Here is a 25,731-nt window from a genome sequence, read left to right as displayed (position 1 = left end):
AGTAGAACTTAATTGTGCCGACCCCCGAACCGCCCCGCGCCGACGGGCCGCTGATGTCGCTCGAACGGCTGCGGGTGCTGCGGGAACTGGCCGATCGCGGAACAGTTGCCGCGGTCGCCGAAGCCCTGTCCATGACGCCGTCCGCCGTCTCGCAGCAACTGAAGGTGCTGGCCCGCGAGGCCGGGGTGGCGCTGCTCGAGCCGGACGGCCGGCGGGTGCGGCTCACCGACGCCGGGCGGGCGCTGGTGGTGCGCGCGGACGAGGTGCTCGCGGCCATGGAACGCGCGGTCACCGAGATGGCCGAGTACCGGGGATCGCCGCGCGGACGGGTCCGGGTGGCGCTCTTCCCGTCCGGGGCCGCGCTGCTGCTGCCGCACGTGCTGGCCGAACTGACGGGCGGCGGCGTCGACGTGATGGCCAGCGACGAGGACGTGCCGCCCAGCGAGGTGCCGCGCTTGCTGGCCGATTACGACGTGGTGCTGACCCACCGCGACGAGCGCGCGCCGTCGCTCACCGGGCCGCGGGTGGCGTCGCGGGTGCTGATGCGGGAGCCCATCGACGTCGTAGTCGCACCCGACCACCGGCTGGCGCGGCAGGGCGCGGTGGTGCCCGCGGAACTCGCCGACGAGACCTGGATCAGCGTGCGCACCGGCTTCCCGGTCGACGACGTGCTGCGCTCCATCGCCACCGTGACCGGCGTGCAACCGCGGATCGCCCAGCGGCTCAACGAGTTCAGCGTGATCGAGGCCCTGGTGGCCACCGGGTACGGCGTCGCCCTCATGCCCCGCTACGCGGTCCGCCACCCGCACCTGGTGATGCTGCGCCTGGCCGGGGTGCGCGCCGCCCGCGTCTACGATCTGGCCACCCGCCCGCACGCCGAGAAGCGGCCCGCCGTCGCCATGGTGATCGCCGCCTTCCAGGCCGCCGCCCGCCACGCCACCACCTGACCCCACGCCGGGGCGACGGGGTTGGAATTTCAGCGGTTGACTTGGAGTGCGCTCCAAGTCCTACCGTGGCGCTCATGAGCATTCGACTCGGGTATCAGATGCCGAACTTCAGCTACGGGGTCGCGCCCCGGGACCTCTTCCCGGCGGTGGTGGCGCAGGCGCGCGAGGCCGAGGCGGCGGGCTTCGACGCGGCCTTCGTGATGGACCACTTCTACCAGTTGCCGCTCCTCGGAGCGCCCGAGGAACCGATGCTGGAGGCGTACACCGCGCTGTCCGGCCTCGCGGCCTCGACCGAGCGAATCCAGTTGTCCGCCTTGGTGACCGGCAACACCTACCGCAACCCGGCGCTCACCGCCAAGACCGTCACCACCCTGGACGTGGTGAGCCGGGGGCGGGCCGTGCTCGGCATCGGCGCGGGCTGGTTCGAGCTCGAGCACCAGGCCTACGGCTTCGACTTCGGCACCTTCACCGAGCGCTTCGAGAAGCTCGAGGAGGCCCTCGAGATCATCACGCCGATGCTGCGCGGCGAGCACTCCACCTTCGACGGCAAGTGGTACCGGACGAAGAACGCCATGAACGAGCCACGGGTGCGCGACGACCTGCCGATCCTGCTGGGCGGCGGCGGCGAGAAGAAGACCTTCGGGCTGGCGGCCCGCTTCGCCGACCATCTCAACATCATCTGCAACGCCTCCGAGCTGCCCCGCAAGCTGGACGCCCTGCACGCGCGCCTGGACGAGGCGGGCCGCGACCCGAAGACCCTGGAGACCAGCTTCCTGGCCTTCGTCATCGTCGACGAGGACGGCGACCGCGCCCGCAAGACCCAGGCCGAGATGCTGGCCCGCATCGGCATCACCGACCTGGGCGCGCTGCCCACCGAGGCGCTGCGCAACTCCCCCGCCGACCGCCAATTCGTCGGCACCCCGGACGAAGTGGCCGAGCAGATCCAGTCGCGGGTCCTCGATCACGGCATCGACGGCATCATCGTCAACCTGGTCACCAACGGGCACGAGGCGGGCACGGTCGAACTGGCCGGGCGCGCGCTCTCGCCCCTGGTCCAGGGCTGAATCGCCGCCCGGCGCCGGACAGACGAAACCCCGCGGTTCTGTTGAACCGCGGGGTTTTTCGTTCATCGGATCCGGCCGGGGGCTCAGCCCTGCGGCGGGAACCCGCCCGGCTGGAAGCCACCCTGCGGCGGCATCCCACCCTGCTGCGGGGGCATACCGCCTTGCTGCGGGGGCATACCGCCCTGGGGCGGCGGGAATCCACCCTGCGGCGGGAAGCCGCCCTGCTGGGGCGGGAAACCTTGCGCGGCAGCCTGATAGCCGAAGTCGTCGGCCACCATGGCGGCCAGCTCCAGCAGCGCCCGGCGGGTGGGCTTGCCGACCAGTTCGAGGTCGATCTCCGCGCCCTCGGCCAGGTGGTCGTCGAACGGGACGACCTGCACGGCCCGGGTGCGGTCCAGGAACAGCTTGCGCAGCTGGTCCAGGTCCACCGTCGAGGAGCCCTTGCGAGAGGCGTTGACCACCACCACGGTTCGCTCCACCAGCTTGTGGTAGCCGTGGTGGTCGAGCCAGTCCAGGGTGGCCGAGGCGCTGCGCGCGCCGTCGATGGCCGGCGAGGTGACCAGCACCAGCGAGCTCGCCATATCCAGCACGCCGGACATGGCCGAGTGCATCAGACCGGTACCGCAGTCGGTCAGGATGATGTTGTAGAACTGCTGCAGGATGCCGATGGCCTTGCGGTAGTCCGCCTCCGAGAACGCCTCCGACACGGCCGGATCCTGTTCGGAGGCCAGCACTTCCAGCCGGCTCGGGGCCTGCGAGGTGTGGGCCCGCACATCGGAGTACCGGCTGATGTGCCCGTCCTCCAGCAGGTTTCGCACCGTGGAGCGGGTCTGCCGCGGCACCCGGTGCGCGAGCGTCCCGAGGTCGGGGTTGGCGTCGATGGCGATCACCCGGTCACCGCGTAGCGACGCGAAGGTGGAGCCCAAACCGACAGTGGTGGTGGTCTTTCCGACGCCGCCCTTGAGCGACAGGATGGCGATCCGGTAGTCCCCGCGCACCGGCTGGTTCACCCGGTCCACCAGCTGCCGGTACACCACGTCCGCGGCGGACTCGCCCGGATTGATGACACCGCCGGACGCCTTGTGCACGGCGCGCCGCCAGCCGCTGCCCGGCGCGCGCCGGGCCCGCTTCAAGAGATTGAGGTCATTGACCGAATGTCCGGGCGGCGGCTGCTGACCGTACTGCTGCCCGAACGAGCCCGGCTGCGGCGGAATCCCCTGCTGCTGCTGGGCATTCCAGCCCGGCTGGAAACCGACCTGGGGCTGCGGCTGCTGCGGCGGTGCGGCCGGGGGTGGCGACCAGCTGTAGATCGGCCCGCCCGGCTGGTCGTTGGAGGGCGCGAACTGCCCGGGCTGTCCGGGACCGCCGAAGTGGCCCGGCTCCATCGGTTCACCCGGCTGCTGCTCGGGAAACACCCGGCGCACCATGCCGTCGCTGCCGATCTCCTGCCGGACCTCGCCGTAGGGCGTCTGCTCGCGCACTTCGCCGATCGGCGGAAAACCGCCCGGCACACCGGGATTCGGCGGCGGGGCGAACTGCCCGGCATCCGGCGGCGGAAAGCCGCCCGCGGGTGGGAATCCCGGCGGGCCGTACGGTCCGGGCCCGCCCGGCGCGAACGGATTGTGGCCGTCGGCCGCGAAGGGATTGTGGCCGTCGGGCCCCTGGGGTCCCGGGAACGGTCCGCCATTGCCGGGATACACCACGGTCTGGTCGATCGAATCCGGTACCGGCGGAAAGAATCCGGCCGCCTGCTCCTCGGAATCGGATTCCTTCGACTCGGCGGGCCCGCCCGCTTCCACCTCGTCGAGGATGTCTTCGACGTCCTCCGCCACGATCGGCTTCGCGGTCGAATTCTGATCTTTCGTAGTCACGTGTCCCCCATCTGCTCGACAGCTCGAACAGAGAGCTCGGCGCTATTGCGACCCAACGCTAGCATTGTTGACCCGCCCGGACGCGGCGAGGCAATACCGCCTCCCCGCGACTTCGGCGCACAACCGAGAGCCGCCGACACTCCTGCATGCGTGCCTGCGTTGGGTGCCCAAACCATTGTGGACGTACCCGGTGAGTTACCCCGATCGTCACGAAATCAGGCGTTGCGTTCGCGACGATCGGGGCGCGTTGTCAGGCCTTACGGGCAGCGCGGTTGACCGCCGAGACCACCGCGCGCAGCGAGGCGGTCGTGATCGAGGTGGCGATGCCGACGCCCCACGTGACCTGATCGCCGATGGCGCATTCGACGTAGGCCGCGGCCTGGGCGTCGTCGCCGGAGGACATGGCGTGCTCGCTGTAGTCCAGCACCCGCACGTCGTAGTCGATGGTGGCCAGCGCGTCGATGAAGGCGGCCAGCGGGCCGTTGCCCTCACCGGCGATGGCGTGCTCGACACCTTCGACCTTGACCACGGCCTCGATGTGGTCGACGCCGCCGTCGGTCTCGGACGCGGTCACCTTCTGGCGCATGCGCTCCAGCGGCAGGATCGGGGTCAGGTACTCCTCGGAGAAGACGTCCCACATCTCCTTCGGGGTGACCTCGCCGCCCTCGCCGTCGGTGATCCGCTGCACGGCCTGTGAGAACTCGATCTGCAGGCGGCGCGGCAGCACCAGCCCGTGATCGGTCTTCATGATGTAGGCGACGCCGCCCTTGCCGGACTGCGAGTTCACCCGGATCACGGCCTCGTAGGTGCGGCCGACGTCCTTCGGGTCGATGGGCAGGTACGGAACCTCCCACACGATGTCGTCGACGTCCGCGCCCTGCGCGTCGGCGGCGGCCTTCATGGCGTCCAGGCCCTTGTTGATGGCGTCCTGGTGCGAACCGGAGAAGGCGGTGTAGACCAGGTCGCCGCCGTAGGGGTGGCGCTCGGCGACGGGCAGCTGGTTGCAGTACTCGACCGTGCGGCGGATCTCGTCGATGTTCGAGAAGTCGATCTGCGGGTCCACGCCACGGGAGAACATGTTCATGCCCAGCGTGACCAGGCAGACGTTGCCGGTGCGCTCGCCGTTGCCGAACAGGCAGCCCTCGATGCGGTCGGCGCCGGCCTGGTAGCCCAGTTCGGCGGCGGCCACGGCGGTGCCGCGGTCGTTGTGCGGGTGCAGCGACAGCAGGATGGAGTCGCGGCGGGCCAGGTTGCGGTGCATCCACTCGATGGAGTCGGCGTAGACGTTGGGCGTCGCCATCTCCACGGTCGCGGGCAGGTTGATGATCAGCGGCTTCTCGGGGGTCGGCGCGATGATCTCGGAGACCGCGTCGCAGACCTCACGCGCGTAGTCCAGCTCGGTGCCGGTGTAGGACTCGGGGCTGTACTCGTAGCGCCAGTTGGTGTCCGGGTACCGCTTCTCCACCTCCAGGCACAGCGCGGCCGCGTCGGTGGCGATCTTCTTGACCGCGTCCCGGTCCGCGCGGAAGACCACGCGGCGCTGCAGGATCGAGGTCGAGTTGTAGAAGTGGACGATCACGTTCGGGGCGCCGGCGCAGGCCTCGAAGGTGCGCTCGATCAGCTCCGGGCGGGACTGGGTCAGCACCTGGATGGTGACGTCGTCCGGTACCGCGCCGTCCTCGATGATCTCGCGGACGAAGTCGAAGTCGGTCTGCGAGGCGGACGGGAAGCCGACCTCGATCTCCTTGTAACCCATGCGCACCAGCAGGTCGAACATGCGACGCTTGCGGGCGGGGCTCATCGGGTCGATCAGGGCCTGGTTGCCGTCGCGCAGGTCGACGGCACACCAGCCCGGCGCGCGGTCGATGATCTTGTCCGGCCAGGTGCGGTCGGGCAGCTCGACGGGCTCGACCTCCTCGGCGAACGGCCGGTACCGGAATACCGGCATGGAGGAGTTCTTCTGCTTGTTCCAGGCCGGCTGGTCAGCGGGCGCGGGCTTGGACGGCGCGGTGATGATGCGCGTACCGGAAACGAAAGCATCAGCGGGTGACATGGCGATTTATCTCCGAGGTGTGGCTGGATCCCAGTTATTGGGTAGACCGGCACGGCAGATCCCCGCGGCGGGAGCCGGTCCGAATCAGACCCCGTCGCGGCGGCCGAGGAGAAGTGCCCGCTGCATGATGGTCACGAGTTTACAGGGGCGCGATAGACGCCTGGAAGTCGGGGAGGCGGGGGCCACATCGTCGAGTGTGTCACTCCGGGGCCGGGGCCGGGCCGACATCAGGAGAGATAGGGGCCGTGTCGGGCGCGATAGGGGCGGTATCGGGCGGGATGGGGGCGACGTCGACGGAGACGGTGATGGTCGATTCGCGGGCGTCGGTGTAGATGATGCCGCGCAGCGGGGGGACGTCGGCGTAGTCACGGCCCCAGGCGACGGTGACATAGCGGTCGTCGGCGAACTGGTCGTTGGTCGGGTCGAAGCCGATCCACCGGCCGGCACCGCCGGGCAGCCAGACGTCGGCCCAGGCGTGGGTGGCGTCGGCGCCGACCATCCGTTCCTTGCCCGGGGGCGGGTCGGTGGAGAGGTAGCCGGAGACGTAGCGGGCGGCCAGGCCCTGGGAGCGCAGGCAGGCGATGCCGAGGCGGGCGAAGTCCTGGCAGACGCCGTGACGTTCGGCGAAGACGTCGGCGACGCTGGTGCTGACCGTGGTGGAGCCGGATTCGTAGGCGAAGTCGGTGTGGATACGGGTGGTCAGTTCCCGGACCGCTTCCAGCAGGGGGCGGCCGGGCGGGAAGGATTCGGCGGCGTAGGCGGCGATCTCGGGGGTGATCTCGGGTGGGGTCAGGTCGAGGGTGAATTCGACCGCGAGCGGGCCGTTCCCGGCGCCGGGGCGGGCCTGCTCCCAGGGCGGTTGCGCGGCGGGGACGGCGGGCGGGGCGACCTCGACCAGGGATTCGCCGGTGACCTCGAGGCGGCGGTGGCCGGCGGTGACATGGAAATAGAGGGTGGTGTTGCCGTACACGTCCGCGCCGACCGACCGGTCCGACGGCACCGGGTCCACGCGCGTGTCATGGGCGAGCAGGCGCTGACCCGGGAACTCGCGCGGGGTGAGATACGCGCGGCCATAGGAACTGCTGACCACGTCGGAGTACTCGTAGACGGTGCGGTGCAGCACCCGGTAGCGGCGCATCAGCCCACCACCCGGGCGGTGCCCCAGAGCGGCTGGATCTCCGAGGGCACCGACAGCCGGGTCGCCTCGAAGGACTCGGAGAGCTTGCGCAGCCGCAGGTGGACGCCGTCGAGCAGGTCGGCCAGCTCGGCGCGGCGGCCCTCGGCGTCGACCGCCTCCAGGCCGGCCGGATCGACGCGGCGCAGCATGCGCTGAGCGTCGGCCAGCAGTCGTTGCGGGCGGGCGGATCCGGAGGCGCCGGGCAGCGCCTGGAAGTCGTCGTCCAGGCGTTGCAGCTGGTAGGCCAGCGACCGCGGATTGTGCTCGTCGAACAGCAGCAGGCCCGCCACGGCGGCGATGCGCACCGAATCGCGGTGGCGGCGGCGGTAACTCACCGCGGAGACGGTGGCCTGGAGGACGGCGTCGGTGATCACTCGCCCGGCCTCGGGCGGATGGTCGCCGGTGAGCGCGGAACTCATGAGCGCCGCCAGCGCGAGGGCGCGTTCCAGGCGGCGGCCGATGTCCATGACGTGCCAGCCGGTGTCGCGCACCGTGGACTCGGCGTCGATGCCGGTCAGCGACAGCAGCGCGGACAGGGCGCGCGAGTGCACGGCGGACAGGGCCGCGCCCCGATCGCCCAGTGCGTCACGGTATTCCGACAGGGCGCGGTCCAGGGAGCCGAGCACCATCCAGGTGTCGGGCGAGAGTTGATCACGGACGGCGCGGGCGGCCTTGGCGTAGCGCTCCACGGAGAAGGCGACCGAACCGGTGACATCGCGGTCGACGGTGAGCGAGACCAGGTAGTCGTGATCGCGGCGGGAGGCGCCGGGCAGAGCGATCGGGACGGTCGGTTCGTCGGAGTACTCGCGGCGACGGGAGATCTGCGCGGCGCCCACGGGCTCGGGCAGGGACTGCGACTGTCCGGGATAAGCCGGTCCGGGCTGCGCGGCGGATCTCGATGACGTCCCCGGGCGCGCTCGCGACGGCGACACCCCGGGACGCCGCCTGCCGGAGCGGTCGGTCGAATCCTCGTGCACCGGTACCGGTTTGACGACGCCCCGGGTCGGCGCGGGCAGCGCGGTTCCGGTCATGCGGGCCAGCGCGTCCATCAGGATCGGCATGGCTTCCGCCCCCTCCATCCAGGGCCGATAGCGGTAGTCCTGGTGCCGGTCGTGGATGGCGGCGAGCAGACGCACGGTGACCTCCGCGCGTTCGCCGTAGCGGCCCAGCCAGAACAGATCGTCGAGGACGCGCGGCGAGCTGACCACATCGACGGGGGCGACGGCCACCACCAGGCGTTCGCGCTCCTCCGGCACGTCGACCGCGGGCACGGCCGGAACCTCGGCCGGCGTGGCGCGCACCCAGACGTCCTTGGCGGCGGCCTCCCCCACCATGCCGTCGGGACCCCCGCGCTGATGCAGTTGCCCCAATCCGCCCTGCATGACGCGGTATCCGACCCGACCGGCCAGCGAGAACAGCCGGACCGCGACGGGTGCGGCGACCAGTCCGCCCGAGCCGTCCACCGCCGGCGCGACGGAGAAACGGGCGGGTTCCTGCCCCACCCATTTCCAGCCCTCGGCCTCCACCCGGGCCCGCCACCGCGCACGCTGGGCGGCGGTGAGGACCGGTCCGAAGACGGTGGAGCCGTCGACGGTGGAGCGCAGGACCAGCCGGTGCAGATTGGCGGTCAGGTGGGAGCGTTCGGAATCATCTCCGCCCCAATAGGATTCGACGCCGGGCAGGGTGAGCTCCTCGTCCAGCAGTCGCCGGGACAGCCGGGGCAGGAACGGGGCCAGCCCCGGATTCTCCAGCAGCCCGCTGCCCAGGGTGTTGACGACTGTGACCGCGCCGCGACGCAGCACCTCCACCAGCCCGACCACGCCCAGCCGCGAATCCGCGCGCAGGTCCAGCGGATCGGAGAATTCGGCGTCCACCCGGCGCAGCACCACGTCGACCCGTTTCAGGGTGCCCAGCGATCGCATCCACAGACGGCCCTCCCGGACCACCAGGTCGGCGCTCTCGACCAGCGGGAAGCCCAGCACCGACGCCAGATACGCCTGATCGAAGGCGGTTTCGGAATGCACGCCGGGGCTCAGCACCACGACCACGGGGTCCTCGTCGGCGGCGCGGGGCGCGGCCTCGATGAGCATCAGCCGCATGGCCCGCACGAACGGGGTGAGCGGGCGCGGGCTGGCCAGTTCGAACGCCTCGGGGATGGCGGCGGACACGACGCGGCGGTCGGCCAGCGCGTAGCCCGCGCCGGACGGGGCCTGCGCCCAGTCGGCCAGCACCCGGAAGCCGCCGTCGCTCCAGCGGCTCACATCGCAGGCGTGCAGGAACAGCTGATGCCGTCCCGGCAGCGAGATGCCATGCGCGGCACGGACATACCCCCGGTTGGCGAAGACCAGCTGCGGCGGCAGCAGGCCCTCGGTGAGGGTGCGGCGCGGGCCGTAGACGTCGGCGAGCACGGCGTCGAGCAGCCGGGAGCGTTGCACCACACCGGATTCCAGGGCCGCCCATTCGGTGTCGGAGAGCAGCAGCGGGATCGGGTCCAGCCGCCACGGCGAGGGGGCTGCGGGTTCCGCGGACGGGGTCAGTTCGGTGTAGGTGATGCCGTCGTCCTCGACCAGCCGCCGGACCCGGGTGTCGATGCGCCGCAGCCCTTCCCGGCCCTGGTCCAGGACGTCGGCGGACAGGTCGGCCCACATGCCGCGCAGGCGGCCGTCCCGGTCGGCGAGTTCGTCGTAGTAGCCGCCGGTGGCGAGGCCGCAGGCGTCGCGCGCGCCGGTGTCGGCCGCGGCGGCGCGGTAGTTCGCGAATTCCTCGAGCACCTCCCGGCGCGCGGCCAGGGCGGTCCACCGGTCGGGTTCTCCCGGCGTGGCGTCTCCGGGCGGCACCGCGTCGAGCACTGTCACCGCAACCACTTCCCCGGGTATGCCTATCGATCGCCGACGTTCGGGTGGGCCCGCGGACCGCCGGCCGTGCCCCACACGGTCCGCGCCCGGCGCAGATCGAGTATTCCGGGCGCGCCCACGTCCGTCGCCTGTATGGCCATTTTGGCACGCACATCGGCGAGATCGACCGGACCCGGAGTGTGCCCGGTGGATTCGAAGCGCCGGTTGCGCCGCGATTGCGCCACCATCGCGTTCACCGGCGGCCCGGCGTAGAACATGCCGCCGGGATGACTCACGTGATAGGTGCAGCCGCCGCGCGACAGTCCGGTCTCCAGGTCGATCACGTCGAAGACCAGGGGCGCGTCCACGGTGATGGTGGGGTGCAGGGATTCCGGCGGCTGCCAGGCGCGATACCGCACACCCGCCACCTGTACGTCCGCGCGCCCGGCCGGGACCAGCGGCAGCGGGAAGCCGTTGCAGGTCACCACGTATCGGTCCCGGTCGGCGCCGGTGACCCGCACCTGCAGCCGCTCCACCGACGAGTCCACGTACCGGGCGGTCCCGGACGCGGTGGTCTGTTCACCCAGGGTGTTCCACGGTTCGATCGCGCCGCGCAGTTCCACTTCCATATCCCCGAGTACCACCGTGCCGAAGCGGGGAAAACGAAACTCCGAGAACGGATCGAGCCAGCTGGTCTCGAATTCGATACCGTGCGCGCGCAGATCGGCCGCGACATCGGCGATATCGGCCTGCAGGAAATGCGGCAGCAGATAGCGTCCGTGCAGATTCGCGCCGTGCCGGATGAGCGGGGCCGTGTACGGATGCTCCCAGAACCGCAGCACCAGCGCCCGCACCAGCAGCGACTGCACCATGGCCATCCGGAAATGCGGCGGCATCTCGAAGCCGCGCAACTCCACCAGTCCCAGTCGGCCGCGCGCCGAATCCGGACTGTAGAGCTTGTCCACACAGAACTCGGCGCGATGGGTATTGCCGGTGAGATCGGTGAGCAGATGCCGCAGAGCCCGGTCCACCGCCCACGGCGGCGCGACGGACTCCTCGGAATCGTCGCCCGCCGCGGCCCGGCTCAACCGCGCGATCTCGGCGAACGCGATCTCCAACTCGTAGAGCGTGTCCTCGCGCCCCTCGTCCACCCGCGGCGCCTGCGACGTCGGCCCGATGAACCGGCCGGAGAACAGATACGACAGCGCCGGATGCCGCTGCCAATAGGTGAGCATCGACACCAGCAGATCCGGTCTGCGCAGCAAGGGCGACCGTGCGGGTGTCCGCCCACCCAGCGTGATGTGATTGCCGCCCCCGGTTCCCCGATCGGTGCCGTCCACATCGAACGCCTCGGTGCTCAACCGTGCCAGCCGCGCCTGCTCGTACAGGTTCTCCAGCAGCCGCGACTGCTCACCGAACCCGGTGGTGGGCTGCACATTCACCTCGAGCACGCCCGGATCCGGAGCCAGCGACAGCGTGTGCAGCCGGTCGTCCACCGGCGGCGGATACCCCTCGAGCACGATCGGCACGCCCACCGCCACCGCCGCGTCCTCGACCCGGCGGACGAGATCGCAGAACGCCCCGAATTCCGCGATCGGCGGCAGGAAGACGTACAACTGTCCGTCGCGGATCTCGGCGACCAGCGCGGAGATGGGCGCCCGCTCGGCGGACTCGACCACGGCCGCGGGCTCGCCGGGCGCGAAGGGCTTGCGGGGCGCGAACGGATCCGCCTCCGCGCGCGGCGGCGGCGCGTTCCAGGTGACCGATCCCAGGGGCAGCCGCAATCCGGCCGGAGAATCGCCCTCGGTCAACATGATCCGGCCGCGCCGCAGCCGCCAGTCCGCGCTCGCCCAGCCCGCCTCGTCGGCGCGGCGGTACAGCGACAGCACGCAGGCCACGGGCTCGCCGACCGCGGTGTCGAGGCGTTCCATCAGCTCGCGGCGGGCCCGCGCCGAATCCCGGCTCGGCACGAGATCCTCCTCCGCACCGACCGGATCCCCGGACGGCGCGGCGACTTTCGCCGCCATCCGGCGCAGCGGGTCCTCGAAAGCGGGGCGGACCTGACTGTCCGGCAGTCCCAGACCCCGGGCGATGTGGCTGATCAGCGCACGTGCGTCCCGGGCGTCGGTAGGGCCCGGCGCTTCGGCGTCCGCCGGGGAAGGGTGCGTCAGGAGGTCGAGGTGGCTCCAGAGGGGTTCATCGTCGTCACGCCAGGTGAGGGCGATTTCCCAGCGCGGCAAGGGTTCTCCGGGATACCACTTGCCCTGGCGGTACTGGATCAGGCCGGTGGGGGCGTAGATGCGGCGGAGGCGGTCGGCGAGATCGGTGGCGCGTTCGCGTTTGGCGGGGCCGTCGGCCTCGGTGGTCCATTCGGGGGCGGTCTGGTCGTCGACGGAGACGAAGGTGGGTTCGCCGCCGATGGTGAGATCGATTCCGGCAGCGGCGGTGCGGGCGTCGACCGCGGCTCCGGCGGCGCGGATGCGCTGCCATTGGGAATCGGTGTAGGGCAGGGTGACCCGTGGGTCCTCGTGGATGCGGCGGACCGTGTTGGAGAAGTCGAGGGTGGCGGTGACCGGGTCGGTGGCGCCGGTGATGGGGGCCGAGGACACCGGGTGCGGGGTGGCCGCCAAGGGAATGTGGCCCTCTCCGGCGAAGAGTCCGGAGGTGGGGTCCAGGCCGACCCAGCCCGCGCCGGGGATGTACACCTCGGTCCAGGCGTGCAGGTCGGTGAAGTCGGCGGGCGGGCCGGAGGGGCCGTCCAGAGATGGGACGTCCTGGGCCAATTGGATGAGGTAGCCGGAGACGAACCGGGCGGCCAGGCCGAATTCGCGCAGGATGGAGACCAGCAGCCAGGCCGAGTCGCGGCAGGAGCCCAGGCCGGCGCGCAGGGTGTGGCCGGGCGTCTGCACGCCCGGCTCCATGCGGATCGTGTACGCGACGTCCTGGCGCAGCGCCTGATTCACGGCGATCAGGAATTCGATGGTGCGGGGCCGGTCGCGCGGGGCGTGGCGGCGCACCCAGTCGCGTACGAGACCGCCTGGCCCCGTGTCATTTTCACCTTCGGCGACCGGCCGCAGGTATGCCTCCAGGTCGGCGGCCAGTTGCGGGGAGTACTCGAACGGGAAGTGCTCGGACCGGTCCTCGACGAAGAAGTCGAACGGATTGATGGCGTCCATGTCGGCGATCAGCCCGACCACGATGGACAGTTCCGGCGTCGGTTCGTGGAAGACCAAGCGCGCCAGGAAGTTCCCGAACGCGTCCTGTTGCCAGTTCACCCAGTGGTTTCCCGGCGTCACCCGCATCGAGTACGCCTCGATGGCGGTGCGGGTGTGCGGGGCGGGGCGTAGCCGGACCACGTGCGGGTGGACGCGCACGGGGCGGTCGAAGGAATAGGTGGTGCGGTGTTCGAGGGAAACCTTGATCCCCATCCGTCCAGTTCACCACGGCGGACCCCCGGCACGCGCAAGTTTTTCCGACAGTTCGGACGACACGCGGTGTCCTCCCGCGCTTGTCGGTGGCGAGTGTTATCACCATAGGAACGGCTGAAGGAGGTTGCGGTGCATCCTGCGGGTTGCTCACTTTGCGAATCGGCCCTCGATCACTGTCACGGGACGCTGATCGTGCACGCCGCGGGTCCGGTGGAATGCACCGAATCCGAATGCTTCGACACCGACCGGGCCCGGCACCTGTTCGTGGCCGACTGCGGCGACGCGGCGGGCGGCTGCGCCTGCGCGGAGACCGGGCGGCGGACCCGCGCGGGCTAGCCACTAGCCTGGCCGGGTGAGCTACGACCTCGTTCTGCTGCCCTCCGGCGTCGCGTCCTCCCCCGCCGAGGTGGACGACCACCTGACCGGGCAGGAGGGCCGCCCGGCCGGTGCGGCGATCACCGAGATCGCGGCCGAGCTGGACAAACGCAATGCGGAGCTGCCCGAGGTCGACAGCTTCCTGGGCACGCCCGCCGCCGACGGCGTGCTCGGTGACGCGCTGTTCGTGTCCACCCAGTACGACGCCATCGGGCACACCCGCTCACTGCTGTTCGAGCTGGGCACGCCGCGCGGGTACGCGGTGTGGGATCCGCAGCTGTCGTGGCTGGCGGATCCGGCCGGATCGGTGGCCGCCGCGGTCACCCACGGCGGGGCCGGCGAATTTCCTTACCTGACAAAACAACTGGTGGACCTGTGGATTCCGGAACTGGGTCAGCCCGGTCCGTATCTGATCGCGGAAACCGCCGATCAGATCTATATCCAGACCTATCGCCACCCGGATGGGCATTACGACGTCGAATACCGGGATGGGTCGCCGGACAAGCATTTCGCCGCCACCGCGAACGATCCGCGAATTGTCGCCGACCTCATCTGGGGCTGGGCGACCGGAGATCGTTCGGGATTCGATGCCCTGGACTGGCAGCGTCTAACGTTCTGACCGGAAATAACGGGAAGATTTCAATTTCCGTTTCCGACCCCCCACAATGTGCGGCGGGGGCGGGACGGAAAGCTAGCATTTCGCTAATTGCACGCGGTGTTCCAGGTCGACGCATTATCACCGAGGCGAGGAGCGAAAGATGAAGCTACGCCCGTCCCTGAAAACCGGGACCTTGCGTAAGGGCCTGGCAGTTGTGGCGGGTTTGGCGGCCACCTTCGCCATTGCCGTGGCTTTACACGCCAGTGGCGCCGGCGCCGATATCCCCCGCAACGTGCAGCACATTCCGTGCCCGCAGCCGGCGGCGCTGCCCGCACCGCCGACCTGGACCTGATCGGCTCTCGGGGGTTCCCCCCGAAACCCCCGGACCGGCTATAGCGCGCGACGGCCGGAAAGGGCGCGACCCAGGGTCAATTCATCGGCGAATTCGAGATCGCCGCCCATGGGCAGACCCGAGGCCAGACGCGTCACGCTCAGGCCCGGGAAGTCGCGCAGCATACGGACCAGATAGGTGGCCGTCGCCTCACCCTCGGTATTCGGGTCGGTGGCGATGATGACCTCCGACACGTCCACCCCGTCATCCTGATTTCCGATGCGGGTCAGCAATTCCCGGATACGCAACTGATCCGGGCCGACGCCCGAGAGCGGATCGAGTGCGCCGCCGAGCACGTGATAGCGGCCCCGGAATTCGCGGGTGCGCTCGATGGCCTGCACATCCTTGGGTTCCTCGACCACGCAGATCATGGTGCGATCGCGGCGCGGATCGGCGCAGATACGGCACAGTTCGCCATCGGAGACGGTGCCGCAGACATTGCAGAACCGCACCCCGTCGCGCACCTTCTGCAGGGCGGATTGCAGCCGGTCGATCTCCGGCGGCTCCACCGACAGCAGATGGAAGGCGATGCGCTGCGCGCTCTTCGGGCCGACACCGGGCAGTTTGCCCAGTTCGTCGATGAGATCCTGAACCGGACCCTCGTACACCTACCCAGCCCCGCTCAGAGTCCGGGCAGCGCGCCGCCGAGGCCGCCCGCGAGCGGACCCAGCCGCTCGGCGGCCAGGTTCTGCGCGGTGTCCATGGCGTTGTTGAGCGCGCCGATGATCAGGTCCTGGAGGGTCTCCACATCCGAGGGGTCGACCACCTGGGGATCGATGGTCAGCGACAGCACCTCGCCGGTGGCGCGGATCTTGGCGCGCACCAGGCCGCCGCCGGCCTCGCCCTCGACCTCGGACTCCGCGATCTCCTGCTGCGCGGCCATCACCGCCTGCTGCATCTGCTGGGCCTGTGCCATCAACTGCTGGAAATCGAAACCTTCACCGGGCTGCACGGCGCGTCCTTCCTGGGGGATGGTGATCGCATCCCAGCCTAGTCGCCGACACGCGACGGTTCGCTTGACTCTCCCCTCGCTGGAGGGTGTTCGCTGAAAGCATGACGGCAACGGTTCCGATCGGTGAGTTCTCCCGGCTCACCTACCTGACCATCAAGACGCTGCGGTACTACCACGAGATCGAGCTGCTGGAGCCGGTCGCGGTGGACCCCGGCTCGGGCTACCGCTTCTACTCGACCGCCCAGGTGGATCAGGCGCACCTGATCAAGCGGCTGCGCGAACTGAACATGCCGCTGCCGGAGATCAAGGCGGTGATGGCCGCCCCGGATCAGCCGGCGCGGGACGCGGCGATCCGCGCGCATCTCGAGCGGATGGAGGCCGAGCTGGTGCGCACCCGCGACGTGGTGGCCTCGCTCAAGGCGCTGCTGCTGCCGTCGGACCGGATCAGCGTCGAATACCGTTCCATCACAAGCCATCCCGTGATCGCCATGTCCGCCGAGGTGGCGCGCGAGGACTGCGACCAGTGGTGCGACCACAGTTTCGGGACGCTCTACGGCAGCCTGGGCGCAGCCGATCTCGCACCCGCCGGGCCGGGCGGCGCCACCTACGCGCCCGCCTTCTTCGAGCAGGACCGCGGCGAGGTGGTCACCTTCGTGCCGATCGACCCCCGGCACCGGGACCGCTTCGACCCCGGAACCGTCCTGGACCTGCCGGCCCGCCGCTTCGCTATCGCGGTGCACGCGGGCCCGTTCACCGAATTCGACCGCACCTACGGCGCGCTGGGCAGCCACGTGGCCGAACACGACACCGCGCTCGCCGAACCCGTGCGCGAGCTCTACCTGGTGGGTCCCGGCGACGCCGAACCCGCCGACTACCGCACCGAAGTCTGCTGGCCGATCGGCCGGCTCTGAAAAGGAGAGAACACATGGCACTGTCCCTCGGGAACATCACCTTCGACTGCGACAACGCCGCCGAGCTGGCGGGGTTCTACGCGCAGCTGTTCGAGCGTCCCGTCGACGACGGCGCGACCGAATTCTTCGCCACCATCGACAACGGGGCCGCCACGCCGACGCTCATGTTCATCAAGGTGCCCGACAAGAACCCGGGCAAGAACGTGGTGCACCTGGACCTGCACTCACCCGACCAGCAGGCCGAGATCGCGAAGGCGGTCACGCTCGGGGCCAAGCATCTCGCCGACTTCGACGAATACGGCGTCAAGTGGGCGACGCTGTCCGACCCCGAGGGCAACCTCTTCGATATCGCACAGGACTAGCGAACCTAGGCCAGTTCCCGCTTCAGGTTCTCGAGCACCTCGGCCTGGATCTTCTTCAGGCCGAGGGGCGCGAAGATGCCCTCGAAGATGCCGCCGATGCCGCCCGCGCCCTTCCAGGTGGTGCGCACGGTGACCAGCGAGCCGGAGCCCGAGGGGGTGACGGTCCAGGCGGTGACCATGGACGAGTTCGAATCCCGTTCGGTCACCATGGAATCGGAGACCGAGATGGCCGCGCGCACATTGCGGGACCGCTTCTCGGTGGCCTGCAGCGTCCACTCCGCGACGGTGCCCGCGCCCTGGCCGCCCTCGACCACCTTGTAGTCGCGGTAGTGCGAGGAGAGGATCTTCGGCCGGACCGTTTCGTAGTCGGCGATCGCGTCGAGGGTGCGCTTCGGATCCGCCGCGACGACGATCGAACTGGAGGCGCTGACCTGTCCCACCATGTGCTCCTTAGTGATTGCGGGCTGACCGGCACTCTGCCCTGTTACCGCTCGGTCATGCTACGCGGCACCTATCCTGGGTGACATCTCTCGGGGGAGGACGCCGCCCATGACCCGCTTCGCTACCTGGCTCCGGCTCAATATCGACGCGGTGGTCGCCATCGTGATCGCGATCACCGCGGTGATCGTCGAGTTCATCGACAAGAACACCAAGCTCGATCCGGTGAGCAATGCCATCCTGCTGGTGCTGAGCCTGCTCGCGGTGACGCTGCTGCGGGACCGCAATCGGATCGCCCGGCTGGTCGGCGAGACCGCGGCGGTGCGCCTGCTCTACGGCGCGGAGGTGGATCAGGCGCACGCGCTGGCCCGCCGCGACACCGACAACTGGATCTACAAGGGCGGCACCGGAACCTATCTGCGGGCCACCACCCTGCCGTTCTTCCTGGGCCGGGTGCGCGCCGAACAGCACCTGCTGAATCTGCGGGTCGAGATCCTCGACCCCGGCGACGAGCAGCTGTGCGAGGTCGAGGCGCAGCACCGCAACTCGCTGCAGCCGGGCGGCGACGCGACCGGACGGCCGTGGACCACCGACCGGATTCGCAAGCAGTCCTTCGCCACCGTGGTGGCCTGCTCCTGGTACCGGGCCCAGTCCGAGCTGCTGACCATCGAGCTGGCGCTGTCCTCGGTGGTGTCGACCTACCGCTGGGACATGTCCGACAGCGTGGTCATCACCAATCAGCGCGGCTCGAACACCCCGGCGCTGCTCTTCGAACGCGGCAAGACCCAATACTCCGATCTCACCCGCGAATTGGCCTCGAGTTTCAAGCAGGCCCGCCACGTTCCGATGGGCCGCGACAGCGAGCTGCGACCGCCCGCCGAACCGAGCATCGCGCAGGTGCGGCGGCTGCTGGAGCGGCTGGCGTTGCCGCTGCCCGCCGTGTACACCGACGACGACGTCACCGAGATCGTGGAATACGCACTGCGACCGTCCAATACGTTCTAGCCGGTGAGCAGCAGGCCCGCGGTCGCGGCGGTGGTCGCGGCCACGGCCAGCACCAGGCCGGTCAGCACGAAGCGGCGCATGGGGACCCGCACCTCGTGGGTGCGGCAGAACTCCAGGCAGAGCAGGGTGGCCAGCGAGGCCCATGGCGTCACCACCGGACCCACATTGGTGCCGATCAGCAAGGCCAGCAACTGATCCCGGCCGCCGTGCCCGACCGCCTCCCCCGCGGTGTAGGCGGGCAGATTGTTCACGATATTGGACAGCGCGGCCCCCGCCCCGGCGGCCCGGAACACCCCCGGCCCGCTAGTGTCCTCCCCGATCAGGTGCTCCATCAACGTCGAGAGCCCGTACCGCGACAGCGTCGGCACCACCAGGAACAGGCCGGCCACGAAAACCAGCAGCTGCCACGGCAACAGCGACGGCCGCAGCGCCGACCGGTCGTATATCGCGAAGGCCAGCACCGCGATGGCCGCCGCCACCGTGGCCGCGATCCCGATCCGGTCCCCCACGAACGGAATCGCCAGCACGAACAGCGCGCACGCGCCCCCGGACGCGTACAGCAGCACCCGTTCCCGCAGATCCGCGGGCCGGATCGGATCCGGCACCACATAGCGGTCGGCCCCGCGCTGCGACCGCCGCCAGTACCACCACCACAGGCACACCATGGTCACCGCGATCGACAGCAGCTGCGGCAGCCACATGCGCGCCGCGAACCCGGTGGCGTCCAAGGCCACCCGATCCGCGGCCAGCAGATTGGTCAGATTCGACACCGGCAGCAGCAGACTCGCCGTGTTCGCCAGCCACAGGGTGGTCATGGCCAGCGGCAGCGGCGGAATCCGCGCGGGCACCGCCAGCGCGATCATCACCGGCGTCAGCAGCACCGCGGTCGTGTCCAGGTTCAGCACCGTCGTCGTCACCGCCGCGAACAGCACGCACAGCAGGAACAACCCGGCATAGTTCCCGCCCGCGACGATCGCCAGCCGGTGCGCGATCACATCGAACACCCTGGCCCGCCGCGCCAGATTCGCCAGCACGATCACGCTGCCCAGGAACAACAGCAGCGGCGCGATCCGCCGCATATTGTCCGCGGCCTCGGCCCGCGGCAGCAGCCCGGTCGCGACGCACAGCAGTCCGGCCAGCAGCAACCCGATCCGCACGGAATCCAGGACGCCGGGCCGCCGGCGCACGGCCGAGCCTGCCCGGGCGGGCGGTGAACCGGAGTCAACTTCGGCCATCGGTCAATTCTCGCAGGGCGACGCGGATCGCATGATCTGAGAATTGGGAAAGAGGTCAATTCGATTGGCGGCGGGTTGGTTTGGGGGGCGGGATACTGGGCGGTGTGACGGCGTGGGGTGGGCGGTTACTTTTCACGAGTTATTCGGCGGCCGACGAGCGATGGGCCATCTGGCTGGGATGGCTGCTCGAACATGCCGAGGGGCGGTATCGAACCCTGGTGTCGTCGTGGGACTTCGATCCGGCGGCGAACTACGGGGAGTTCGTGCAGCGGGGAGTGCGCGAGGCGGATCTGGTGATCGCGGTGCTGACCCGCGACTACGTGTCCTCCCGGCACGCGAACCGGGAGTGGCAGGCCGCGCTGGACGTGGACCCGGGGAAGCTGCTGGCCATCCGGGTCAGCGACTGCTCGCTGGAATGGCTGCCGACCGGGGTCGCCTGCCTGGACCTGTTCGGGGTGACCGACGAGGCCGAGATGCGGCGGGAAGTGCTGGACCGGGTCGAGCGGATGCTGTCGGAGCGGTGGACGCCGCGGCGGCGTGCGGACCCGCGTTCGGACGACTCGTGGTCCACGGCACCGGAACCCAGGCCGCCGGGCCGCCGCCCGCTGTCGCCGCCGGCGTTCCCGGGGGACATCGCCGCGGCCCGCACCCATGCGGGACTGTCCATCCTGCATATCGGCGGTCCGCGGTTCGGGCGGGCGTCGGCCGATCTCCCCACCGATCCGGAGGGTTTGCAGTCCCACATCTGGGGCGCGGTCACCGAACTGGTGGATCGGCAGGCCCCGCCGCCGGATCTCATCGTGGTCAGCGGTGATCTCACCGAATCCGCGCATCCGACCGAATTCCGCAAGGCCACCGCGTTTCTCACCGGCCTGCGGGTGCTGCTCAAACTGGAACCCGACCGGCTGATCGTGGTCCCCGGCAACCACGACATCTCGAAACTGGCCTGCCGCGCCCACTTCCTGGACTGCGAGGCCAACGACCGCCTGCCCCGCGCGCCCTACTTCGCGAAACTGCGCCTGTTCGAGCAGATGTTCAACACCCTCTACCGCGGGCTCGACCATCTGGTCTTCGATGTCGGCCAGCCCTGGACGCTGTTCCCGATCCCCGGATTGCGCCTGGTCGTGGCCGGTTTGAACTCGACCATGGCCGCCACCCACCGCCCCGAGGACGACTACGGCGCCATCGGTGACGAACAGAAGGACTGGTTCGCCGAGCAGCTGCGCGCCCAGGAGGCGCAAGGCTGGTTCCGGCTGGGCGTGCTGCGCCACGATCCGGCCCCCGGTCCGAACACCTCGCCCTACGACGCGGGCGTGCTGCGCGACGCCGAACGCGCCTTCCGCCGCCTGGGCCCGCGCCTGAACCTGTTGCTGCGCGGCCCCGGCCGGGCGGGACGCTCGCTCGCGCACCCGGGCGGCACGCTGCCCGTCCTGGCCGCGCCCGCACCGGGTCAGGCCGAACTGGTCCACATCACCGATGCCGGACTCACCCGCTACCGCTACGACGAACCGCTGGAGACTCCGGTCCCGCAGGCCCTCACCTGGACGAATGCCGTTGTGGCGCTGGAGCGCCGGGGCGCCCGCGAACTGCCCGCTCCCCCGACCGCGCCCCGCCGCCCGGAATTGCGGGCGAGCGAGACCGCCCGACCGCACGACATGCTGCTGGAGCAGGTCGCCGAGGTGTGCGAGGTGCGCTATCCGGGCGCGCGGATCCGCCGCATCACCGCCGACCCGCACTATCTGCTGGTCACCGTGAATTCCGAGCCGGTCATCGAGCAGCTCATCATCGGCGCGCACGTGGGCGAGGTGACCGGCCAGGTCCTCGACGCCTTCCTCGGGCCCGAACCGCGACCCGGCTCCCAGCTCATCTACCTGGGTCCCGCCCCGAGCCGCGAACTCTCCGACCGGGCGGCCGCCGAGGGCGTGCGGATCCGCAGCTTCACCGACTTCCAGGGCATGGTCGAACTCGGCGACTACCTGCGCAAACAGTCGGCCCGACTGCGCGACGACCCGGCCTATCCGCCGGAACTGTATGTGCCGCAGCGCTTCCGCATGCTCGCTCCGCGCGGTCGCGAGGTGCAGCACGATCTGGTCGCCGAACTCATGAACCTGGTGACCGCCGCGGACGGCCGATTCGTGCTGCTGCTCGGCGATTTCGGACTCGGCAAGACCTTCGCGCTGCGCGAGCTGACCCGCCGGATCGCCGAGACCACCACCGGGCTGGTGCCCATCCACATCGAGCTGCGCGAACTGGATCGCACCAGCTCCCTGGACACCCTGCTGGCCGCGCACCTGGCCAACAACGGCGAATCCCGCATCGACCTGCGCGCCCTGCGGTACATGCTGGAACAGGGCCGGGTGGTGCTGCTCTTCGACGGCTTCGACGAACTGCTCACCCGCCTCAACTACGACAGCGCCGCCGAGCACATGGCCACACTGTTGCAAGCCGCGGTGGGCCGGGCCAAGGTCGTGGTGGCCGGGCGCACACAGCATTTCAAGTCCTACGACCAGATCGCGGCGGCCCTCGACACCCGCGAGGACCCGCACCCGGACCGCTACATCCTGAGCGTGGAGAACTTCACCGACGAGCAGGTGCACGCCTTCCTGGTCAACCGCTACGGCCCGAGCGGGCCCTCGGCCGACGCCCGGATGCGGCTGCTGCGCGGGATTCCCGGCCTGCTGAAACTGGCCTGCAATCCGCGCATGCTGAGCTTCATCGCCGACCTCGACGAACAGCGGCTGCGCACCGCGGCCGGGGCCCGCCGCATCATCGGCCCCACCCGGCTCTACGAGGAGATCCTGACCAGCTGGCTCACCTACGAGATCGAGCGCTCCCCCGAACGCGCCAGCTCCCAGCCCACCCTGGGCCTCACCGAACTGTGGCTCGCCGTCACGTATTTCGCGCTGCGGGTGTGGGAGAACGGGCGGCCCTACCTGAATCTCACCGAGCTGACCGAGGTCGCGCAGGCCGCCGCACAGGAGATCGACGCGAGCCGGCTCAATGTGGCGCAGTTCGTGCACGCCCTCGGCTCCCGCAGCCTCATCGTGCGCACCGACGACAATCGCTTCGGCTTCATCCACTCCTCGGTGCGGGACTGGCTGGTGGCCAAGGCCATCGCCACCCAGCTGGGTGCGGGGGTCGCCGAACCCGCGCCGCCGGCGCAGGCGCAGCTGGAACCCCTCGCCGTCGAATTCCTCTGTGATCTGGCCGAAGTCGAGCTGCTGCAGGCCTGGGTCGAACGCATCCAGGACGATCCGGACGAGCACGAGATCACCCGCACCAATGCCGCCCGCGTCGCGGCCCGGCTGCGCATCGGCCCCGACAAGGACCTGCGCGGCCTCGACCTGTCGCGCGAGGACCTGTCCTTCCGCAATCTGCGGCAGCTCGATTTCACCGGCGCGAACATGACCGCCACCCGGCTCACCGGCGCGGTGCTGGACCAGGCGGTCCTGCGCGGCGTCCGACTGGTGGGCGCGCAACTCGACCAGGCCTCCCTGGTCGGCACCGACCTCCGCGGAGCGGATATGACCGAAGTCCAGCTGACCAGCGCCAATCTCCAGAACGCCGACCTGCGCGGGGCCCGCCTGCACCGGGCGCACCTGGATCAGGCCTCGCTGGTGCGCGCCGATCTGGGCCGCGCCGACCTGACCGGGGCCCGCCTGGCCCGCACCGACCTCACCGGCGTGCGCGGCGAGGGCAGCCGCTGGACCCGGGCCGCGCTGCTCGACGTGATCGGCCGTCCCGCCGGGACCGATCTGGCCGGGTCCGGCCGCGTCCCCGGCACCCCGCCGCTGACCGAATTCGCGCCCGCCGCCATCGGGGTCAAGCACGGCGTGGACGCGCAGAGCGGACGACTGCCGCGACCGCTGGCCTACAGTCCGGACGGCGGCACCATCGCGGTGGGCTGCGACTCCGGCAGCGTGGTCGTCTACGGCGCGGACACCGGGCGCACCCTGCGCACCCTGCACGGGCACCGCGACCGCACCTTCGCCCTCGCCTACACCGAACAGGTGCTGGTCACCGGCTCGGCCGACGGGACCGTGCGGATCTGGGACGCCGCCAGCGGCGCGATCAAGGCGGTCCTGACCGGACACCAGAACTGGCCCTGGCCACTGGAAACCGATACCGCCGGAACCCTGCTCGCCACCGGCGACGCGGCCGGGACGCTACGCGTCCGGCGACTCCCCGACGGTGAACTGCTGCACGAACTCCCACCGCCGGACGGCCGCCCGCAACGCATCTACAGCCTCGCCTTCCACCGGGACCGGCTCGCCGCCGCCTATCACGATGGGACCGTGCGGGTCTGGCACCTGGGCACCGGGGCCGAGCTGGGCGGCTTCCGGGCCGCGCCGGGACCGGTCCGCCGCGTCTGCTGGGATCCGCTGGGCACGCTGCTGGCCGCCGGGGGCGCGGACGGCGTACTCGGACTGTGGGATCCGGCCACCGGGACCCTGGTCCACGATCTGTCCGGGCACGAGCACATCGTCTACACGATCGCCTTCCATCCGACCGAACCCATCCTGGCCAGCGGCGATCTCGCGGGCGGAATCCGGCTGTGGGACACCGGCGCCGGCGCGCAGCGGCACCACCGCACCGAGCACGGCAATGCCCGCATCCACTGGCTCGGCTTCGATCCGGGCGGTGACATGCTGGCGTCCGGCGACACGGCGGGCGCGGTCTACGTGCGCGACGGCCGCACCGGCGCGCCGCTGCACAAGCTGACCGGGCACACCGGATCCATCTGGCCGTTCGCGTTCCGGCCCGACGGCACCCAGCTCGCCATCGCCGACGACCAGTTCGCGCTGCGGGTCTGGGATCCCGCTACCGGCGAACGCCTGCACACCCTCAACGGGCACGGGCGGCACGTGCGCGCGGTGTCCTTCAGCGCGGACGGCACGGTGCTCGCCGGTTTCGGCAACGACGGCAGCGTCCGGCTCTGGGACGCCGCCACCGGGCGGCTCACCCGCCGGCTGCAGGGCAGCGCGGACGGGCTGGTCACGGTGGAATCGGGGGTGTTCAGCCCGGCCCGGGCCACCCAGCTGGTGACGGTCGGCAATGCCGGGCGGCTGCGGGTGTCCGATATCGGCACCGGCGAGGCCGAACGGGAGATCACCGTCGACTCCGCGCCGGTGTGGGCCATCGCCTACGACCCGACCGCCCGCTTCATCGCCACCGCCAACGACGACGACACGGTGACGCTGTGGACCCGCGAGACCGGCGGTGAGCACGCGGTCTGCGCCGACCATCGCGGCCGGGTGCGCTCGATCGCCTTCGACGCCACCGGCGCGACCATGGCCACCGGCTGCGACGACGGGCAGATCCGGCTCTGGGCGGTGGAGTCCGGGGAACTGCTGGGCACGCTGTCGGATCCGATGCCGAGCGGCGCGGGCGGACATCGCGTCTACGGGGTGGTCCTGCACGACGACCTGGTCGCGGGCATCTCCTGGGACGGCACGGTCCGGATCTGGAGCCGGGCCGGAGGTCCCCCGCTGCACCGGCTGGACCTGCATCGGGGGCGGTTGTGGTGCGTGGCGGTGGACGCGCGGTCGGGCCTGCTGGCCACGGCGGGCGACGATCTGGTGATCCACCTGTGGGACATCGCCACGGGCGAGCACCGGCACACCCTGCACGGCCATCGGAACCGGGTGCGGTCCTTGGCCTTCGATCCGTCGGGGCGGCTGCTGGCCAGCGGCGGCAATGACGGCTCGATCATGGTGTGGGCGCTGGACGAGTCCGGCGCCCCGCCGGAACCGCGGGCCACCCTGCTGGGCCTGCCGGAGGGCTGGGTGGCGTTCACCCCGGACGGCCGCTACAAGACCGAAGGTCTGACGGCGGGCCAGTTCTGGCACGTGATCGGCATGTGCCGCTTCGAAGCGGGCGAATTGGACCCGTATCTGCCGCAGATCCGGCAGATGGAATTGGACGACCCGCTGTAAACCGCTCCGGCACACCGTAAGCCAAATGTTAGCTAAAGTAAGAATCATCACGGTGTGACGGGGAATACTCTGACTACAGGGCAGGTCACGCCTGTCCGCACACAGGGAAACTATGTGTGAAAACCCGCCCCGCCGGTGCTTTCTTGCTGGCCGT

18 protein-coding genes are annotated in these 25,731 nt (G+C 70.3%); 9 read left to right on the top strand and 9 right to left on the bottom strand.

What is annotated here, in order from left to right; genetic code table 11:
* Positions 1-53 precede the first annotated feature (53 nt).
* Both ACQP06_RS01490 and ACQP06_RS01485 read left to right on the top strand, forming a co-directional pair.
* Positions 54-947, top strand: coding sequence for a LysR family transcriptional regulator (locus tag ACQP06_RS01490; protein ID WP_433673205.1), 894 nt, complete (start codon positions 54-56; stop codon positions 945-947).
* Positions 948-1,021: 74 nt separating this feature from the next.
* On the top strand, positions 1,022-2,011 hold the full coding sequence (locus tag ACQP06_RS01485) for an LLM class F420-dependent oxidoreductase (RefSeq protein WP_433669929.1): 990 nt from the start codon (positions 1,022-1,024) through the stop codon (positions 2,009-2,011).
* 83 nt (positions 2,012-2,094) lie between these two features.
* Here the strand turns inward: ACQP06_RS01485 and ACQP06_RS01480 are convergent, their stop codons facing one another.
* The 5 genes from ACQP06_RS01480 to ACQP06_RS01460 form a co-directional block, all read right to left on the bottom strand.
* A complete protein-coding gene (locus ACQP06_RS01480; protein WP_433669928.1) occupies positions 2,095-3,882 on the bottom strand; it encodes a MinD/ParA family ATP-binding protein in 1,788 nt (595 codons plus the stop codon).
* A 250-nt stretch (positions 3,883-4,132) separates the two neighbouring features.
* Positions 4,133-5,935, bottom strand: coding sequence for a 2-isopropylmalate synthase (gene leuA, locus ACQP06_RS01475; RefSeq protein ID WP_433669926.1), 1,803 nt, complete (start codon positions 5,933-5,935; stop codon positions 4,133-4,135).
* A gap of 199 nt (positions 5,936-6,134) precedes the next feature.
* Entirely contained in the window at positions 6,135-7,073 is a 939-nt protein-coding gene (locus tag ACQP06_RS01470) for a transglutaminase family protein (RefSeq protein ID WP_433669924.1), read from the bottom strand.
* Positions 7,073-9,967: a circularly permuted type 2 ATP-grasp protein gene (locus tag ACQP06_RS01465; RefSeq protein WP_433669922.1), complete on the bottom strand. Its 2,895-nt coding sequence runs from the start codon at positions 9,965-9,967 to the stop codon at positions 7,073-7,075. The genes ACQP06_RS01470 and ACQP06_RS01465 overlap by 1 nt, the downstream gene beginning before the upstream one ends.
* Positions 9,968-9,990: 23 nt before the next feature.
* Positions 9,991-13,374, bottom strand: coding sequence for a DUF2126 domain-containing protein (locus tag ACQP06_RS01460; RefSeq protein ID WP_433669920.1), 3,384 nt, complete (start codon positions 13,372-13,374; stop codon positions 9,991-9,993).
* A 129-nt stretch (positions 13,375-13,503) separates the two neighbouring features.
* Here ACQP06_RS01460 and ACQP06_RS01455 point away from each other — a divergent pair, with 129 nt between their 5' ends.
* The 3 genes from ACQP06_RS01455 to ACQP06_RS01445 all read left to right on the top strand — a co-directional run bounded on the left by ACQP06_RS01455 (position 13,504) and on the right by ACQP06_RS01445 (position 14,699).
* On the top strand, positions 13,504-13,710 hold the full coding sequence (locus ACQP06_RS01455; protein ID WP_357275413.1) for a hypothetical protein: 207 nt from the start codon (positions 13,504-13,506) through the stop codon (positions 13,708-13,710).
* Positions 13,711-13,726: 16 nt separating this feature from the next.
* The gene (locus ACQP06_RS01450) at positions 13,727-14,368 is read left to right on the top strand and encodes a hypothetical protein (RefSeq protein WP_433669918.1); all 642 of its coding nucleotides are present in this window, start codon (positions 13,727-13,729) and stop codon (positions 14,366-14,368) included.
* Positions 14,369-14,507: 139 nt separating this feature from the next.
* Complete coding sequence (locus tag ACQP06_RS01445; RefSeq protein ID WP_433669916.1) at positions 14,508-14,699, top strand: hypothetical protein; 192 nt, start codon at positions 14,508-14,510, stop codon at positions 14,697-14,699.
* Positions 14,700-14,737: 38 nt separating this feature from the next.
* On the opposite strand, the gene recR is transcribed toward ACQP06_RS01445, so the two are convergent.
* The gene (gene recR / locus ACQP06_RS01440; RefSeq protein ID WP_357087859.1) at positions 14,738-15,346 is read right to left on the bottom strand and encodes a recombination mediator RecR; all 609 of its coding nucleotides are present in this window, start codon (positions 15,344-15,346) and stop codon (positions 14,738-14,740) included.
* Positions 15,347-15,360: 14 nt separating this feature from the next.
* The gene (locus ACQP06_RS01435; protein ID WP_379273467.1) at positions 15,361-15,690 is read right to left on the bottom strand and encodes a YbaB/EbfC family nucleoid-associated protein; all 330 of its coding nucleotides are present in this window, start codon (positions 15,688-15,690) and stop codon (positions 15,361-15,363) included.
* 101 nt (positions 15,691-15,791) lie between these two features.
* On the opposite strand from ACQP06_RS01435, the gene ACQP06_RS01430 reads away from it, so the two are divergent.
* Together ACQP06_RS01430 and ACQP06_RS01425 are read left to right on the top strand one after the other, a co-directional pair.
* Positions 15,792-16,601: a MerR family transcriptional regulator gene (locus ACQP06_RS01430; protein WP_433669913.1), complete on the top strand. Its 810-nt coding sequence runs from the start codon at positions 15,792-15,794 to the stop codon at positions 16,599-16,601.
* Positions 16,602-16,615: 14 nt separating this feature from the next.
* On the top strand, positions 16,616-16,963 hold the full coding sequence (locus ACQP06_RS01425) for a VOC family protein (protein ID WP_433669911.1): 348 nt from the start codon (positions 16,616-16,618) through the stop codon (positions 16,961-16,963).
* 5 nt (positions 16,964-16,968) lie between these two features.
* Here ACQP06_RS01425 and ACQP06_RS01420 read toward each other — a convergent pair whose 3' ends face one another.
* Positions 16,969-17,403, bottom strand: coding sequence for an SRPBCC family protein (locus ACQP06_RS01420; RefSeq protein WP_357087866.1), 435 nt, complete (start codon positions 17,401-17,403; stop codon positions 16,969-16,971).
* 109 nt (positions 17,404-17,512) lie between these two features.
* Between ACQP06_RS01420 and ACQP06_RS01415 the strand changes: the two genes are divergently transcribed.
* On the top strand, positions 17,513-18,406 hold the full coding sequence (locus tag ACQP06_RS01415; RefSeq protein ID WP_433669910.1) for a hypothetical protein: 894 nt from the start codon (positions 17,513-17,515) through the stop codon (positions 18,404-18,406).
* On the opposite strand, the gene ACQP06_RS01410 is transcribed toward ACQP06_RS01415, so the two are convergent.
* Positions 18,403-19,641 (bottom strand): SLC13 family permease, encoded by a 1,239-nt coding sequence (locus tag ACQP06_RS01410; protein ID WP_433669908.1) that lies wholly within the window; start codon positions 19,639-19,641, stop codon positions 18,403-18,405. The genes ACQP06_RS01415 and ACQP06_RS01410 overlap by 4 nt on opposite strands.
* 104 nt (positions 19,642-19,745) lie before the next feature.
* Between ACQP06_RS01410 and ACQP06_RS01405 the strand changes: the two genes are divergently transcribed.
* Complete coding sequence (locus tag ACQP06_RS01405; RefSeq protein WP_433669906.1) at positions 19,746-25,577, top strand: pentapeptide repeat-containing protein; 5,832 nt, start codon at positions 19,746-19,748, stop codon at positions 25,575-25,577.
* Positions 25,578-25,731: the final 154 nt, after the last annotated feature.

Source organism: Nocardia sp. CA-136227 (genome assembly GCF_050955695.1).
Taxonomy (GTDB): Bacteria; Actinomycetota; Actinomycetes; order Mycobacteriales; family Mycobacteriaceae; genus Nocardia.
The sequence above is the reverse complement of the archived record's forward strand: the minus strand, read 5'-3'. Positions and strand labels throughout refer to the sequence as shown.

Bases quoted from the DNA above. Each gene is read 5' to 3' on its own strand.
- ACQP06_RS01490 (WP_433673205.1), top strand. From the start codon at position 54: ATGTCGCTCGAACGGCTGCGGGTGCTGCGGGAACTGGCCGATCGCGGA.
- ACQP06_RS01485 (WP_433669929.1), top strand. From the start codon at position 1,022: ATGAGCATTCGACTCGGGTATCAGATGCCGAACTTCAGCTACGGGGTC.
- leuA (WP_433669926.1), bottom strand. From the start codon at position 5,935: ATGTCACCCGCTGATGCTTTCGTTTCCGGTACGCGCATCATCACCGCG.
- ACQP06_RS01470 (WP_433669924.1), bottom strand. From the start codon at position 7,073: ATGCGCCGCTACCGGGTGCTGCACCGCACCGTCTACGAGTACTCCGAC.
- ACQP06_RS01460 (WP_433669920.1), bottom strand. From the start codon at position 13,374: ATGGGGATCAAGGTTTCCCTCGAACACCGCACCACCTATTCCTTCGAC.
- ACQP06_RS01445 (WP_433669916.1), top strand. From the start codon at position 14,508: ATGAAGCTACGCCCGTCCCTGAAAACCGGGACCTTGCGTAAGGGCCTG.
- ACQP06_RS01430 (WP_433669913.1), top strand. From the start codon at position 15,792: ATGACGGCAACGGTTCCGATCGGTGAGTTCTCCCGGCTCACCTACCTG.
- ACQP06_RS01425 (WP_433669911.1), top strand. From the start codon at position 16,616: ATGGCACTGTCCCTCGGGAACATCACCTTCGACTGCGACAACGCCGCC.
- ACQP06_RS01415 (WP_433669910.1), top strand. From the start codon at position 17,513: ATGACCCGCTTCGCTACCTGGCTCCGGCTCAATATCGACGCGGTGGTC.
- ACQP06_RS01410 (WP_433669908.1), bottom strand. From the start codon at position 19,641: ATGGCCGAAGTTGACTCCGGTTCACCGCCCGCCCGGGCAGGCTCGGCC.